Annotated in this window: 11 protein-coding genes; 1 reads left to right on the forward strand and 10 read right to left on the reverse strand. The window is 69.1% G+C overall.

Annotation, left to right across the window (positions count from 1 at the left end; translation table 11 throughout):
- The first annotated feature begins 14 nt into the window (after positions 1 to 14).
- The gene (locus F792_RS0102660; protein WP_018168262.1) at positions 15 to 4,535 is read left to right on the forward strand and encodes a DEAD/DEAH box helicase; all 4,521 of its coding nucleotides are present in this window, start codon (positions 15 to 17) and stop codon (positions 4,533 to 4,535) included.
- 440 nt (positions 4,536 to 4,975) lie between these two features.
- Here the strand turns inward: F792_RS0102660 and hisC are convergent, their stop codons facing one another.
- The 10 genes from hisC to F792_RS0102710 form a co-directional block, all read right to left on the reverse strand.
- On the reverse strand, positions 4,976 to 6,070 hold the full coding sequence (gene hisC, locus F792_RS0102665) for a histidinol-phosphate transaminase (protein WP_018168263.1): 1,095 nt from the start codon (positions 6,068 to 6,070) through the stop codon (positions 4,976 to 4,978).
- Positions 6,067 to 7,368 carry a histidinol dehydrogenase gene (gene hisD / locus F792_RS0102670; protein WP_018144511.1) on the reverse strand — a complete coding sequence of 434 codons (1,302 nt, stop codon included), beginning with the start codon at positions 7,366 to 7,368 and terminating at the stop codon, positions 6,067 to 6,069. Before hisD ends, hisC begins: the two co-directional genes overlap by 4 nt.
- A 14-nt stretch (positions 7,369 to 7,382) precedes the next feature.
- Positions 7,383 to 8,450, reverse strand: coding sequence for a 3-deoxy-7-phosphoheptulonate synthase (locus F792_RS0102675; protein ID WP_018168264.1), 1,068 nt, complete (start codon positions 8,448 to 8,450; stop codon positions 7,383 to 7,385).
- A gap of 11 nt (positions 8,451 to 8,461) precedes the next feature.
- Positions 8,462 to 9,112 carry an ATP phosphoribosyltransferase gene (gene hisG / locus F792_RS0102680; protein WP_018144513.1) on the reverse strand — a complete coding sequence of 217 codons (651 nt, stop codon included), beginning with the start codon at positions 9,110 to 9,112 and terminating at the stop codon, positions 8,462 to 8,464.
- Between the two features lie 38 nt (positions 9,113 to 9,150).
- Positions 9,151 to 10,410 (reverse strand): UDP-N-acetylglucosamine 1-carboxyvinyltransferase, encoded by a 1,260-nt coding sequence (gene murA / locus F792_RS0102685; RefSeq protein ID WP_018144514.1) that lies wholly within the window; start codon positions 10,408 to 10,410, stop codon positions 9,151 to 9,153.
- A 101-nt stretch (positions 10,411 to 10,511) separates the two neighbouring features.
- Entirely contained in the window at positions 10,512 to 10,829 is a 318-nt protein-coding gene (locus tag F792_RS0102690; RefSeq protein WP_018144515.1) for a lipid asymmetry maintenance protein MlaB, read from the reverse strand.
- Positions 10,826 to 11,494, reverse strand: coding sequence for a phospholipid-binding protein MlaC (locus F792_RS0102695; protein WP_018168265.1), 669 nt, complete (start codon positions 11,492 to 11,494; stop codon positions 10,826 to 10,828). Before F792_RS0102695 ends, F792_RS0102690 begins: the two co-directional genes overlap by 4 nt.
- A 25-nt stretch (positions 11,495 to 11,519) precedes the next feature.
- Positions 11,520 to 11,978 carry an outer membrane lipid asymmetry maintenance protein MlaD gene (gene mlaD / locus F792_RS0102700; protein ID WP_018168266.1) on the reverse strand — a complete coding sequence of 153 codons (459 nt, stop codon included), beginning with the start codon at positions 11,976 to 11,978 and terminating at the stop codon, positions 11,520 to 11,522.
- A 33-nt stretch (positions 11,979 to 12,011) separates the two neighbouring features.
- Positions 12,012 to 12,794 (reverse strand): lipid asymmetry maintenance ABC transporter permease subunit MlaE, encoded by a 783-nt coding sequence (mlaE, locus tag F792_RS0102705; RefSeq protein WP_018144518.1) that lies wholly within the window; start codon positions 12,792 to 12,794, stop codon positions 12,012 to 12,014.
- Complete coding sequence (locus F792_RS0102710) at positions 12,787 to 13,620, reverse strand: ABC transporter ATP-binding protein (RefSeq protein WP_026313092.1); 834 nt, start codon at positions 13,618 to 13,620, stop codon at positions 12,787 to 12,789. Before F792_RS0102710 ends, mlaE begins: the two co-directional genes overlap by 8 nt.
- Positions 13,621 to 13,805 lie beyond the last annotated feature (185 nt).

Below are 13,805 nucleotides of genomic sequence, written 5' to 3' on the forward strand. Positions count from 1 at the left end.
CGGGGCCCCAGCCGATGCCGGTCACGCCCTTTCGCCCCGCGACCGACACTTGGTTTCGCGAGGCCTTCGAGCAGGCCACTCCCATCCAGTCCCGCGGCTGGCCCGCGATCCGGGCCAGCCACCACTGTCTGCTGATCGCCCCGACCGGTAGCGGCAAGACCCTTGCCGCGTTCCTGAGTGCAATCGACCGCCTGACCGGCGAGCCGGCCCCGGAACCCCGCACCGGCTACTCGGTGCTCTACATCTCGCCCCTGAAGGCACTGGCCACCGACATCGAGCGCAACCTGCGCGCCCCGCTGACCGGCATCACGCGGACCGCCGCGCGCCTGGGCGACGAGTCGGCCCGCGAACCCGTGGTGCACATCCGCACCGGCGACACCCCGCAGGCCGAGCGCCGCGCCCAGGCGCGCGAACCCGGCGACATCCTGGTGACGACGCCGGAGTCGCTCTACCTGCTGCTGGGCTCGAAGGCCGCGGAGAACCTCGAATCCGTCCATACGGTAATCATCGACGAGGTGCACGCCCTGGCCGGGAACAAGCGCGGCGCGCACCTGGCCCTGTCGCTGGAACGCCTGGCCGAGTGCTGCGGCCACGACCCGCAACGCATCGGGCTCTCCGCGACCGTGCATCCGATGGAGGTCGCGCGAGGCTTCCTCGGCGGCGACCGCGAGGTGGAGGTGATCGACGCCGCCGAGGCCCCACGCCTGGATCTCGAGATCCTCGCCCCGGAGGAGCCGCCAGCGGCACACGCACCTCCCACCCTCGAAGCGTCCGAAGGCGCGGACACCATCCCGTCCGGCTCCATCCTCGGCGCGGTCTACGGCCAGGGCACCGGACCACTCCCGGGCGGGGGCGGCGACCGCGCCGCGCGCCTGGAGCCGCGCCTGCTGGCGGCGATCCTGGAACACCGCTCGACCATCGTGTTCGTCAACAGTCGCGGGCTGTGCGAACGCCTGGTCCAGCGCATCAACGACGCCTGGCGCGAACAGCATCCCGAGGACGCCAAAAAGCCCGAAGACCTGGTCGCCGCTCACCACGGCAGCGTCTCCCACGAGCGCCGCGCGGAGATCGAGGGGCGACTGAAGACCGGGCGCCTGCGCGGCATCGTCGCCACCAGCTCGCTGGAACTGGGCATCGACATGGGTGCGGTGGACCTGGTGATCATGGTCGAATCGCCCGGCTCGGTTGCCCGCGGCCTGCAACGCGCCGGACGCGCCGGGCACGGGGTCGGCCAGGTCTCGCGCTCGCTGCTGCTGCCGCGCTTTCGCGGCGACCTGCTGGAATGCGCGGTGATCGGCGAGCGCATGCAGGTCGGCGCGCTGGAACCAATCCATGCCCCGCACAACCCGCTGGACGTGCTCGCCCAGCAGCTCGTCGCGATGGTCTGCGAACGCCCGCGCACGGTGGACGAGCTGCACGCGTTGGTGCGCCGCGCCGCACCCTGGCGCGAGCTATCGCGCCCGCTGCTGGAGGCGACCCTGGATATGCTCTCCGGCCACTACCCCAGCACCGACTTCGCCGACCTGCGCCCGTGGCTCGCCTGGGACCGCGCGCGCGACGAGCTGACCCCGCGCCGGGGCGCGGCGCTGGCCGCGCGCCTGAACGCCGGCACCATCCCCGACCGCGGCCTGTACGGCGTGCATGTCGGCGAGGGCGGCCCGCGCATCGGCGAGCTGGACGAGGAGATGGTGTTCGAGCTGAAGACCGGCGAGAACGTGACCCTGGGCGCCAGCACCTGGCACGTGGAGGCGATCACCCGCGACCGCGTGCTGGTCTCCCCCGCCCCCGGCGAGGTCGGCAAGCTGCCCTTCTGGCATGGCGACGGCCCCGGCCGCCCAATCGAACTCGGGCGCGCAATCGGCGCCGCCACCGAACGCCTCGCGCGCATGGACCGCGCCGAACGCGCGACCTGGCTCAAGGAGCATGCCCCGCTGTCGGAGGCGGCGGTCGAGACCCTCGGCGACTACATCGACGAACAGCGCGAGGCCACCGGGCAGCTCCCGTCGGACAAGCGCATCGTGGTCGAGCGCTTCCGCGACGAGGTCGGCGACTGGCGCGTGTGCATCCTGACCCCATTCGGCGCCCGCGTGCACGCCCCCTGGGCGCTGGCCCTGCAGGGCGCGCTGACCAGCACCTCTGGCTTCGAGGTGCAGGTGATGTACACCGATGACGGCATCGTGCTGCGCCTGGCGGACAGCGAGGACCTGCCCGAGCTGGACAGCCTGTTCCCCGACCCGGAGGAACTGGAGGAGACGGTCACCCGCGAGCTGGGACACTCCACCCTGTTCGCCAGCGCCTTCCGCGAGAATGCGGCCCGCGCCCTGCTTCTGGTGCGCAACCGCCCGGGCCAGCGCACGCCGCTGTGGGCCCAGCGCCTGAAGTCGCAGCAGCTGCTCGCGTCGGTGCGCGAGTACGCGAGCTTCCCGGTGGTGCTGGAGACCTACCGCCAGGTGCTGGCCGACGTGTTCGATCTGGACGCCCTGCGCGGGATCCTGCGGGGGGTGCAGGAGCGCCACATCCGCGTGCACGAGGTGGAAACGCCACGGGCCTCGCCGTTCGCGCGCAGCCTGGTATTCGCCTACGTCGCCGCCTACATCTACGAGCAGGACGCGCCGATGGCCGAACGCAAGGCGCAGGCGCTCACGCTCGATCGCGGGATGCTGGCCGAGCTGCTGGGCCAGGCCGAGCTGCGCGAGCTGATCGACCCCGATGCCCTGGCCGAGCTGGAGGCCGAGCTGGCGCACACCACCGAGGCGACACAGGTCCGCGACGCCGACGAGCTGCATGACCTTCTGCGCCGGGCGGGCGACCTGATGCGGGAGGAGATCGAAGCCGCAGCGGACGAAAACCCCGCACCCTGGCTACAGACCCTGGCCGACGGGCTGCGTGCGGTCGAGGTCCGAATCGCCGGCGAGCCGCGCTGGATCGCGGCCGAGGACGCTGCCCTCTTTCGCGACGCGCTCGGGGTCGTGCCACCACCCGGCCTGCCCGCCGGTTTCCTCGAGCCGCCGCAACGCCCGCTGGAACAGCTGCTGCGCCGCTACGCCCGCACCCATGGGCCATTCCGCGTCGAGGAGCTGGGCGTTCGCTACGGCCTCGCGCCCGGCGCGCTGCTCCCGGCGCTGGAGGCGCTAGAGAGTGCCGGCGTGCTGCTGCGCGGCGAGATCCGCCCGCAGGGCCAGGGCGAGGACTGGTGCGAGCTGGACATCCTGCGCCGGCTGAAGCGCCGCACCCTGGCCCGCCTGCGCGACGAGGCGGCGGCGGTGGACGCCCGCGCGCTGGGCCGCTTCCTGCCCGCCTGGCAGGGCCTGAGCGAGCCCGGGTCGGGCATCGGCACCCTGCGCGAGGTGCTCACGCAGCTCGAAGGCGTCGCCCTGCCCTGGTCGGCCTGGACCGCCCATGTGCTGCCGATGCGGGTGCGCGACTTCTCGCTGGACGCGCTGGACCGCATCACCGCCTCCGGCGAGTTCGTCTGGGTGGGCAGCGGCGCGCTGGGCCAGCGCGACGGGCGCATCCGCTTTCTGCGCCGCGAACAGGCGATGGTGCTGCTGGAACCGGACACGCCCGAGGCGGAGACAGCGGCCACCGATGACCCGTTAGCACGGGCGATCCTGGAGGCCCTGGACCGGCGCGGCGCCTGCTTCTACATGGAGCTGGAACGCGCAGCGCGCGAGGCGCAGCCCGCCGCCCGCCAGGACATGATCGAGGCCGCGATCTGGGATCGGGTCTGGGCCGGGCAGATCACCAACGACACCTTTGCCCCGCTGCGCAGCCTGGGCCAGCGCAAGAGCTCCGCGCGCGGCCGGCGGCGCCCGGGCCAGGGCCTGGCCGGCGGACGCTGGTCACGGGTGGCCGACCTGATCGACCCCGGCGTGTCGCTGACGGAACGCGCCCGCGAACAGGCCGAAAACCTGCTGGCGCGCTACGGCGTAGTCAGCCGCGAGATGGCCCGCGCCGAGGGGCTGCCAGGCGGCTTCGGCCGCGTGTACCCCGTCTACCGTGCGATGGAGGACGCCGGCAAGCTGCGCCGCGGCCACTTCGTCGAGGGCCTGACCGGCGCCCAGTTCGCCCGCGCCGGCGCGGTGGACCGCCTGCGCGCGCTGGAACGCGCGGCCGACGACACCCCCGAGCCGCAGTGGCTGGCCAGCGTCGACCCGGCCAATCCCTGGGGCCAGCTCCTGCCCTGGCCACAGCCGCCGGAGGCCGCCGAGGGCCGCCTGCGCCGCGTGGCCGGGGCCCTGGTCGCGCTGGCCGGCGGCCAGCCGCTGCTCTATCTCGCCGCCTCCGGCCGCCAGCTGTTCGTCTGGGAGACGATCCCCGGCATCGACACTGCGGAGGAACACGCGGCCCTCGTCACGGAGGCTGTCCGCCAGCTCGCCGGCAGCCGCTGGCTGCCCAAACGCCGCGGCATCACCATCGAGAGCATCAACGGCCAACCCGCCCGCCAGTCCCCATTTGCCGCCGCCCTGCGTGCCTGCGGTGCCATGGGCGAGGTCCGTGGCCTGCGTCTGGAACCGCCCGCCGGCTGCCGCTGAGACGCCGCACCGGGAAAGGGCCAGGAAAGGCTTTTCACCGCAGAGGGCACGGGAGGCCACGGAAAAATGCGCGGGGCTGTCAGGGGGTACCGCCGCTCTTGCGCACCGGCCCGGCAGCGCCCCCTTGTCATCCCGGAAACCGCGCAGCGGTTATCCGGGATCTTCGCGTTGTGGCCCGGCCGAACGTGGGGGGCAGGACTTGCGTCGGAAATCCCGGCTCTTCGCTTCCCTGCGCTGCGGCCGGGATGACCTCCGGTTTACCAGTTTCGGGAAAGGGTGAACGAAAACCGGGCCTGGCACCCCACCTTCACCCGATCTCGCCGCGTCTTCCGCGAGGGCAAGACCCCTTTACGATGCGCTTAGGCCGTTCCGGAAACCACTCCGCGCATTTCTCCATGCCCTCTGTGGTGCAACCAAAAGGCGTGGCGCCGGAAAAAACGTCAGGCGGCGAGGGCCTGCCCGAGCGCGGCGAGGAAGGCGTCGTTTTCGTCGGGGCGACCGACGGTCACGCGCAGACAGTCCGCGAGAAGCGGATGCGCCCGGCCGACGTCCTTGATCAGGATGCCAGCGTCGCGCAGGGCGGCGAAGGTCGCATGCCCCGCCCCGGCGCGTACCCGGAACAGGATGAAATTCGCCTGGCTGGGGAAGACCTGCTCGACCCCCGTCGTCGCGGTCAGACGCTCGCTCAGGCGGTCGCGTTCCTCGACGATTCCGCGCGCCTGCGCGTCCAGCGCCTCGCGGTGCTCCAGGGCGAAGGCCACCGAGCGCTGGGTCAGGGTGTTGATGTTGTATGGCAGACGCAGGCGATCCAGCGCATCGATCCAGGCCGGCGTGCCCGCCAGATAGCCAAGTCGCGCGCCGGCCAGCCCCAGCTTGGAGACCGTGCGCATCACCATCAGGCCGTCATCCTCTCCGACGCGCGGAAGGAAGCTGTGCGCCGCGAACGGGGCGTAGGCCTCGTCGACCACCGTGACACCGGGGTTCTCGTCGACGATGGCCTCTACCGTCGCGGCATCGTCCAGCGTCCCGGTCGGATTGTTCGGGTAGGCGAGGAACACCAGCGCCGGGTTGGACTCGGCCAGCGCCGCGCGCATCGTCTCGAGGTCCAGGGTGAAGTCCGCGTTCAGGGGGACACCGATGAACGGCACCCCCAGCGCTCGGGCCAGCACGCCATACATCACGAAGGTCGGCTCCGGCGCCAGCACCGGACGCCCGGAACCCGCCACCGCCGTGATCAGGATCTGGATGAGTTCGTCGGAGCCATTGCCGAACAACAGTCCGGCGGCCTCGGGCACGCCGTGGGCGGCGCGCACCTGAGCGGCCAGACCCAGTGCCTGGGCGTCGGGATAGCGGTTCAGCTGCGGATCACGCAGGGCCGCCAGCCAGGCGTCTTCCAGCTCCCCCGGCCAGGGATGCGGGTTTTCCATCGCGTCCAGCTTGATCAGGCCGGTCGCGTCGGCCACCTGGTAGGCCGGCTGCGCCAGCACCTCCGGGCGCATCAGGGCGTCCGGGGTCCGGGTCGCGCGGGCGGTCATCGACTGCGCAGTTCGGCGGAGCGCGCGTGGGCGGTCAGGCCCTCGCCGTGGGCCAGCGCCGCGGCGGTCTCGCCCAGCTTGGCCGCACCTTCGGCCGAGCAGTGGATGATGCTCGAACGCTTCTGGAAGTCGTACACGCCCAGCGGCGAGGAGAAGCGCGCGGTACGCGAGGTCGGCAGCACGTGGTTGGGGCCAGCGCAGTAGTCGCCCAGGGCCTCGGAGGTATAGCGGCCCATGAAGATCGCGCCGGCGTGGCGCAGCCCGGCATCCAGCATCGCCTGCGGGTCGGCCACCGACAGCTCCAGGTGCTCCGGGGCGATGCGGTTGGCGACCGCGACGGCCTCGGCCGAGTCGCGCACCTTCACCAGCGCGCCGCGCTTGTCGAGGCTGGTGCGGATGATCTCGGCGCGCGGCATCTCCTCCAGCAGGCGGTCCATGGCCTCGGCCACGCGATCCAGGAACGCATCGTCCCAGGACAGCAGGATGGACTGGGCCTGCTCGTCGTGCTCGGCCTGGGAGAACAGGTCGGCCGCGATCCAGTCGGGGTCGGTCTCGCCGTCGCAGACCACCAGGATCTCGGACGGACCGGCGATCATGTCGATGCCGACGGTGCCGAACACCTCGCGCTTGGCCGCAGCCACGAAGATATTGCCGGGACCAACGATCTTGTCCACCGCCGGGATCGTCTGGGTGCCATAGGCCAACGCGGCCACGGCCTGGGCGCCCCCCACGGTAAACACGCGATCCACGCCGGCCACGGCGGCTGCGGCCAGCACCAGATCGTTCAGCTCACCGCCCGGGGCGGGCACGACCATGACCAGCAACTCGACGCCGGCGACCTTGGCCGGGATGGCGTTCATCAGCACGGAGGACGGATAGGCCGCCTTGCCCCCGGGGACGTACAGGCCCACCGAGTCCAGCGCGGTCACGCGCTGGCCGAGAACGGTGCCGTCCTCGTCGGTGAAATCCCAGTCCCGCATGAGCTGGTGCTCGGCATAGCGACGGATGCGTGCGCTGGCCATCTCCAGGGCCTTGCGCTGCTCCGCCGGGATCGACTCCAGGGCGGCCTGCAAGCGGTCGTGGGGGATCTCAAGATCGGAGACTGCGGCACGGTCGAGCCGGTCGAACTTGGCGGTGTAGCGCAACACCGCGGCATCGCCCTCGGTGCGCACCGCGCCAAGGATCTCGTCCACCGCGTCCCGCACGCCGGTGTCGGCAACGGATTCCCAGGACAGCAGGTTCTCCAGGGCCTGATCGAAATCGGGCTGCTGGGTATCGAGTCGGGCAATGGATGGCATGTCGGGCTCCTCGTTCAGGCGGGTACGGCAGCCTTGCGGCGCGCGCGCACGGCATCGGCCAGCAGGCGCAGGGTGGCCTCGCTGTCGTCCCAGCCCATGCAGGCATCGGTGATGCTCTGGCCATATTGCAGCGGCTTGCCGGGCAGGATGTCCTGGCGACCACCGGTCAGGTGGCTCTCCAGCATCACGCCCATAATGCGCCGATCGCCGCCGGCAATCTGTTCGCCCAGCACACGCGCGACCTCGATCTGCTGCTTCGGGTCCTTGCGGCTGTTGGCGTGACTGCAGTCCACCATCACCGACTCCGGCAGCTCGGCCATGCGCAGTTCCTTGCAGGCCTCTTCGATGCTCGCGGCGTCGTAGTTCGGCTGCTTCCCGCCGCGCAGGATGATGTGGCAGTCGTCGTTGCCGGTGGTGGAGAAGATTGCCGAGCGGCCCGACTTGGTCACCGACAGGAAGTGATGCGGGCGCGAGGCAGAACGGATCGCGTCGATCGCCACGCGCAGGCTGCCATCGGTCGAGTTCTTGAAGCCCACCGGGCAGGACAGACCGGAGGCCAGCTCGCGGTGCACCTGGCTTTCGGTGGTGCGCGCACCAATCGCACCCCAGGCGACCAGGTCCGCGATGTACTGCGGGCTGATCAGGTCGAGGTATTCCGTCGCCGCCGGCATGCCCTTCACCGCCAGATCGCGCAGCAGTCCGCGCGCCACGCGCAGGCCCTTGTTGATATGGAAGCTGCCATCCAGATCGGGGTCATTGATCAGACCCTTCCAGCCGACCGTGGTACGCGGCTTTTCGAAGTACACCCGCATCACGATATGCAGCGCGTCGGAGAGTTCTTCGCGCAGGGTCTTCAGGTGATCGGCATAGTCCAGCGCGGCGTCCACGTCGTGGATCGAGCAGGGGCCGACGATCACCTGCAGGCGGTCATCCTCGCCGCGCAGGATGCGATGGCAGGCCTGGCGGGCCTCGAACACGGTGTTGGCCGCCGCATCGGTGATCGGCAGTTCATCGCGTACGGTGTCCGGGGCGGACACCTCCTGGATTTCGCGGATTCGCAGGTCGTCGGTATCGGCGGTCATGGGGTTCTCGATTACGTCGTCGCGGGGGTGACGGCCTCCCGCAGGCCCTCGATGAGATTTTGAATGGTTCTATGTCGCATCTTCATGGCTGCCTGGTTCACGATCAACCGGGAACTAATGGGGGTAATCAGTTCCAGCGGTTCCAGGCCGTTGGCCTTGAGGGTGTTGCCGGTATCCACCAGGTCGACGATGTAGTCGGCCAGGCCCACCAGCGGTGCCAGTTCCATCGAGCCGTAGAGCTTGATGATATCGACCTGGCGGCCCTGCTGGGCAAAGTAGTTCTGCGTGATGTTCACAAACTTGGTGGCGATGCGCAGGCGTTGCTGCGGGTCCGGTTGCTGGCCCGGGCGCCCCGCCAGCATCAGACGACACTCGGCGATATGCAGATCCAGCGGTTCGTACAGCCCGGCCGCGCCGTGTTCCATCAGCACGTCCTTGCCGGCCACGCCGATGGACGCCGCGCCGTGCTGCACGTAGGTGGGCACGTCGGTCGCGCGCACCACCACGATCTTCACGTCCTCGCGGTTGGTGTCGAGGATCAGCTTGCGCGTCTCGTCCGGATCCTCCAGCAGCTCGATCCCGGCGCTGGAAAGCAGCGGCAGGGTGTCCTTGAGGATGCGGCCCTTGGACAGGGCGATGGTCAGGGCGTTGGGATCCATCATGGGTCAGGCGTTCGTCCGGTTCCGTGTGAGTCGCAGCTTCAGACCGGCTCGCGACGAATGGTCGCGCCGATCTGGCTCAGTTTTTCCTCGATGCATTCGTAGCCGCGATCGATGTGGTAGATGCGGTCCACCTCGGTCTCGCCCTCGGCCACCAGGCCGGCGATGATCAGGCTCGCCGAGGCACGCAGGTCAGTCGCCATCACCGGCGCACCGACCAGTTTTTCCACGCCCTCGACGATCGCGGTATTGCCCTCGATGGTAATGTGCGCGCCCATGCGCTGCAGCTCCAGCGCATGCATGAAGCGATTCTCGAACACCGTCTCGACTACCGATCCGGTGCCCTCGGCCACGGTGTTCAGCACCATCATCTGCGCCTGCATGTCGGTCGGGAAGGCCGGGAACGGCGCGGTGCGCAGGTTCACCGCTTTCGGTCGGCGGCCCTCCATATCCAGCTCGATCCAGTCCGGCCCGGTCTCGATGCGAGCGCCGGCCTCGACCAGCTTGGCCAGCACCGCGTCCAGCAGCTCCGGGCGGGTATTGCGGCAGCGCACGCGCCCACGGGTGACCGCGGCGGCGACCAGGAAGGTGCCGGTCTCGATACGGTCCGGCATCACATCGTATTCGCAGCCGTGCAGGCGCTCCACGCCCTGCACCCGAATGGTGTCGGTGCCGGCCCCCTGGATCTTCGCGCCCATCGCGGTCAGGCAGTCCGCCAGATCGATGACCTCTGGCTCGCGCGCGGCGTTCTCGATCAGGGTCTCGCCCTCGGCCAGGGTGGCGGCCATCAACAGGTTCTCGGTACCGGTTACCGTCACCTGGTCGAAGACCACGCGCGCGCCCTTCAGGCGATCCGCGCGAGCGTGGATGTAGCCGCCTTCGACCTCGATCTCGGCCCCCAAGGCCTCAAGACCCCGCAGGTGCAGGTTCACCGGACGCGAACCGATGGCACAGCCACCCGGCAGGGAAACCTCGGCCTCGCCGAAGCGGGCCAGCAGCGGCCCCAGCACCAGGATGGAGGCGCGCATGGTCTTGACCAGGTCGTACGGGGCGACGCACTGGGTCAGCGTGGTCGGGTCGACCTCGATGCGCATGCGCTCGTTAACCGTAAGGCTGACGCCCATGCGGCCGAGCAGTTCCATGGTGGTGGTCACGTCCTGCAGATGCGGGACGTTGCCAATGGTCATCGGCCCGTCCGCCAGCAAGGTGGCGGACAGGATCGGCAACACGGCGTTCTTGGCCCCGGAGATCCAGACCTGACCCTCGAGTCGGCGACCTCCGGTAATGATCAGTTTGTCCATGGGATGCCCGGATTGACCGCCGAACCGACCGTGGTTCGGCGAAACGCGCCATGATAACGAATCCGCGCCGGGCTCGCCCGTTCGCCCGCCGCCGGCACGACTCAGGCGACGGAACGGGCGGCGGAGTCGGTGATAATCGACTCCAGGTCGTACAACTCCAGTAACGGGCGCAACCCCTCGGGGAGGGGCTCGAAGACCAGGGTGCGGCCCTGCTCGCGGGCGCGACGCCAGAGGATGACCAGGAACGCCACGCCGGCGCTGTCGATACGACCCGCCTGCGTCAGGTCCACCCGAGCGTGTTCCGGGAGATGCGCCGTCAGCCCGCGGGCCCGTGCCTCCAGCCCGGCCACCGTCGCGAAGGTCAGTGGCCCGTTGACGACCAGACCGCCTTCATCCGCCCGGATCTGTGCGTCGCTCACCGGTCCGCGGCGCCGTTGTCGGGGGTCACGTCGCCCACGGCATCCTCGATCAACGCCTCGTCGCCATCTTCCAGGCGCTCGATCAGCGCCTCCAGGCCATCGCGGTTAATCTCCTCGTTAAAGCGAGTGCGGAAGTTGCCGACGAAGCTGAGCCCCTCGGCCTCGACGTCGAAGACCTTCCATTCGCCGTTCACCGGACGCAGACGGTAGTTGACCTGGATGTTCGACTGGCCGGAGCCCATCACCACCTCGGTGGCGACCACGGCCATGCGCTCGTCCTGGCGCGAGCGCCGCTCGATGACGCGCACGTCCTTGTCCAGATGATCGGCCAGTTGCACCCCGTAGGCCTGCAGCAGCGTGTTCTTGAAGGCCTCGGCGAAGCGGTCTTGCTGCTCGCTGCTGGCATCGCGCCAGTGACGTGCCAGGACCAGGCGGGCCATCCCGTTGACATCCACGCCGGGCAGGATCTCCTCCTCGATCACGCCAATCACGAAGTCAGGATCTTCCTGCGCACGCGCCTCGTTTGCCCGCAGCTTCTCGTAGACCGCGTCGATCGACTGCTTGATGAGCTCGGCGGGGTTTTCTTCGGCCTGGGCGGGAGCCGCCAGGATCAGGACCAGCAGCGCCAGCGGCAGGATCAGGATTCGTTCATGCAACCATTTCATGTCTCTTGCTCCCGGTTTGGGTAGATCAGTCACTACCCATGTTGGTCATGAAGCGACCGATGAGGTTCTCCAGCACCAGTGCCGACTGGGTGAACATCAGCTCGTCGCCTTCCTGCAGGGTGTCGTAGTCACCACCCGGCTCCAGCGCGATGTACTGTTCGCCCAACAGCCCCGCGGTGTGGATGGCGGCCTGGGTGTCCATCGGCAGGTAGTCGTACTCCGAGCGGATCGCCAGGGTCACCTCGGCGCGAAAGCGTTCCGGATCGTAACGGATATCCGCCACTCGCCCGATGCGCACACCCGACACCGTGACCGGGGCACGCGTCTTGAGCCCCCCGATGTTGTCGAAGTATCCGCTCACCGTATAGGTGTCACGGTCGTGGTAGTCGGTCACGTTGCTCACCTGCACCGCCAGGTAGAACAGCGCCCCGATACCCAGGAGCACGAAGACACCGACCGCCAGTTCGAAGAAACGTACCTTCATTATTGCCACCTGTCCTGGGTAAACACTGTTTGGTCAGCCCGCGCCGAACATCAGCCCGGTCAGGATGAAATCGAGGCCCAGCACCGCGAGCGACGACACCACCACCGTCTGGGTCGTGGCGCGCGAGATGCCCTCGGACGTCGGCTGCGCATTGAAGCCCTGGAACACCGCGATCCAGGTCACCACGAAGCCGAACACGATGCTCTTGATCACGCCGGAGAGCACATCCTCGTTCCAGTCGGTCACCGACTGCATCTGCGAGAAATAGGCGCCGCTGTCCACGCCCAGCAGCCCCACCCCGACGAGGTAGCCGCCCATCACGCCCACGGCGCTGAAGATCGCGGCCAGCAGCGGCATGGAGAGGAACCCGGCCACAAAGCGTGGCGCGAAGATCCGGCGATAGGGGTTCACCGCCATCATCTCCATCGCCGAGAGCTGTTCGGTCGTCTTCATCAGCCCCAGTTCCGCGGTCAGCGCGGAGCCGGCGCGCCCGGCGAACAGCAGCGCGGTGACCACCGGCCCCAGTTCGCGTACCAGCGACAGCGCAACCACCCCGCCCAGGGCCTCGGCCGCGCCGAAGTTCACCAGCGTGATGTAGCCCTGGTACGCCAGCACCATGCCGACAAACAGCCCGGACACGACGATAATCAGCAGCGAGCGCACCCCCACCGAATACACCTGAACAAGCGTCAGGCCGAAGCGGCGAAAGACGATATCCAGGCTCGCCAGCATCCGGATCAGGAAGATGAACGCCCGGCCGAACACCGTCAGGGCATTGATCGTGGTCCGACCCAGCGCGGCAATCGAATCAGTCATCGCGGCGCTCCCCCTGCCCCAGCAGGTCATCGCGGTAGGACGCGCCCGGGTAATGAAACGGCACCGGCCCGTCCGGGCGACCCTGCAGGAACTGCGCGCTCCAGTCGGAAGCGCGCGCCTCCAGTTCGTCCGGCGGCCCGGCATCCACTACCCGGCCATCGGCGATCAGCACCACCTGATCGGAGATCGCCATCGCCTCGGTCACGTCATGCGAGACCAGCACGCTGGTAAGCCCCAGGCTTTGATTGGTCCGGCGGATCAGGCTGACGATCTGGCCCATGGTGATCGGATCGAGCCCGGTGAACGGCTCGTCGTACAGGATCAGGTCCGGGTCCAGCGCAATGGCGCGCGCCAGCGCGACGCGCCGCGCCATGCCACCGGACAGGGTGGCCGGGTCCAGGTCGCGCGCCGCGCGCAGGCCCACCGCCTCCAGCTTCAGCAGCACCAGCGCGTGCAGCACGTCCTCCGGCAGATCCGTGTGCTCGCGCAGCGGGAAGGCGACGTTCTCGAATACCGAAAGATCCGTCAGCAGCGCACCGCTCTGGAACAACATGCCCATGCGCTTGCGCAGCGCGTACAGCCGCCGGGTGGAGAGCCTCGCCACCTCCTGGCCATCCACCCAGATGCGGCCCTTGTCCGGACGCAACTGACCGCCGACCAGGCGCAGCAGCGTGGTCTTGCCACTGCCGCTGGGCCCCATCACGGTCGTCACCTGCCCGCGCGGGATGCGCATCGACAGGTCATCGAAAATCATCTTGCGCCCGCGCCGGAAGCACAGGTTCTCGATCACGATATGCGGACTGTCTTCCACTGCCGGGTCAGCCACGCGCGCTCCTCGCCCTTAAGGAAACACTGATTAATGTACACGCTCGCGCTCGAGCCGCTTTTGCGTGCGAACAAAGCGCGGTGACCGCCGTGCAGTCATTCTGCACAAGGGAACCGCAACGCCGTGCGCACGCCCGTTTTTGATGACAACGGGCGGCCGAGCCCCTTCGGGGTTGGCACCCCAGG

The organism is Thioalkalivibrio sp. ALMg9 (assembly GCF_000380625.1).
In the GTDB taxonomy this organism is placed as follows: Bacteria; Pseudomonadota; Gammaproteobacteria; order Ectothiorhodospirales; family Ectothiorhodospiraceae; genus Thioalkalivibrio; species Thioalkalivibrio versutus.

Coding starts and splice junctions, on each gene's coding strand:
- F792_RS0102660 (WP_018168262.1), top strand. CDS start 15: ATGCCGGTCACGCCCTTTCGCCCCGCGACCGACACTTGGTTTCGCGAG.
- hisC (WP_018168263.1), bottom strand. CDS start 6,070: ATGACCGCCCGCGCGACCCGGACCCCGGACGCCCTGATGCGCCCGGAG.
- hisD (WP_018144511.1), bottom strand. CDS start 7,368: ATGCCATCCATTGCCCGACTCGATACCCAGCAGCCCGATTTCGATCAG.
- F792_RS0102675 (WP_018168264.1), bottom strand. CDS start 8,450: ATGACCGCCGATACCGACGACCTGCGAATCCGCGAAATCCAGGAGGTG.
- hisG (WP_018144513.1), bottom strand. CDS start 9,112: ATGATGGATCCCAACGCCCTGACCATCGCCCTGTCCAAGGGCCGCATC.
- murA (WP_018144514.1), bottom strand. CDS start 10,410: ATGGACAAACTGATCATTACCGGAGGTCGCCGACTCGAGGGTCAGGTC.
- F792_RS0102695 (WP_018168265.1), bottom strand. CDS start 11,494: ATGAAATGGTTGCATGAACGAATCCTGATCCTGCCGCTGGCGCTGCTG.
- mlaD (WP_018168266.1), bottom strand. CDS start 11,978: ATGAAGGTACGTTTCTTCGAACTGGCGGTCGGTGTCTTCGTGCTCCTG.
- mlaE (WP_018144518.1), bottom strand. CDS start 12,794: ATGACTGATTCGATTGCCGCGCTGGGTCGGACCACGATCAATGCCCTG.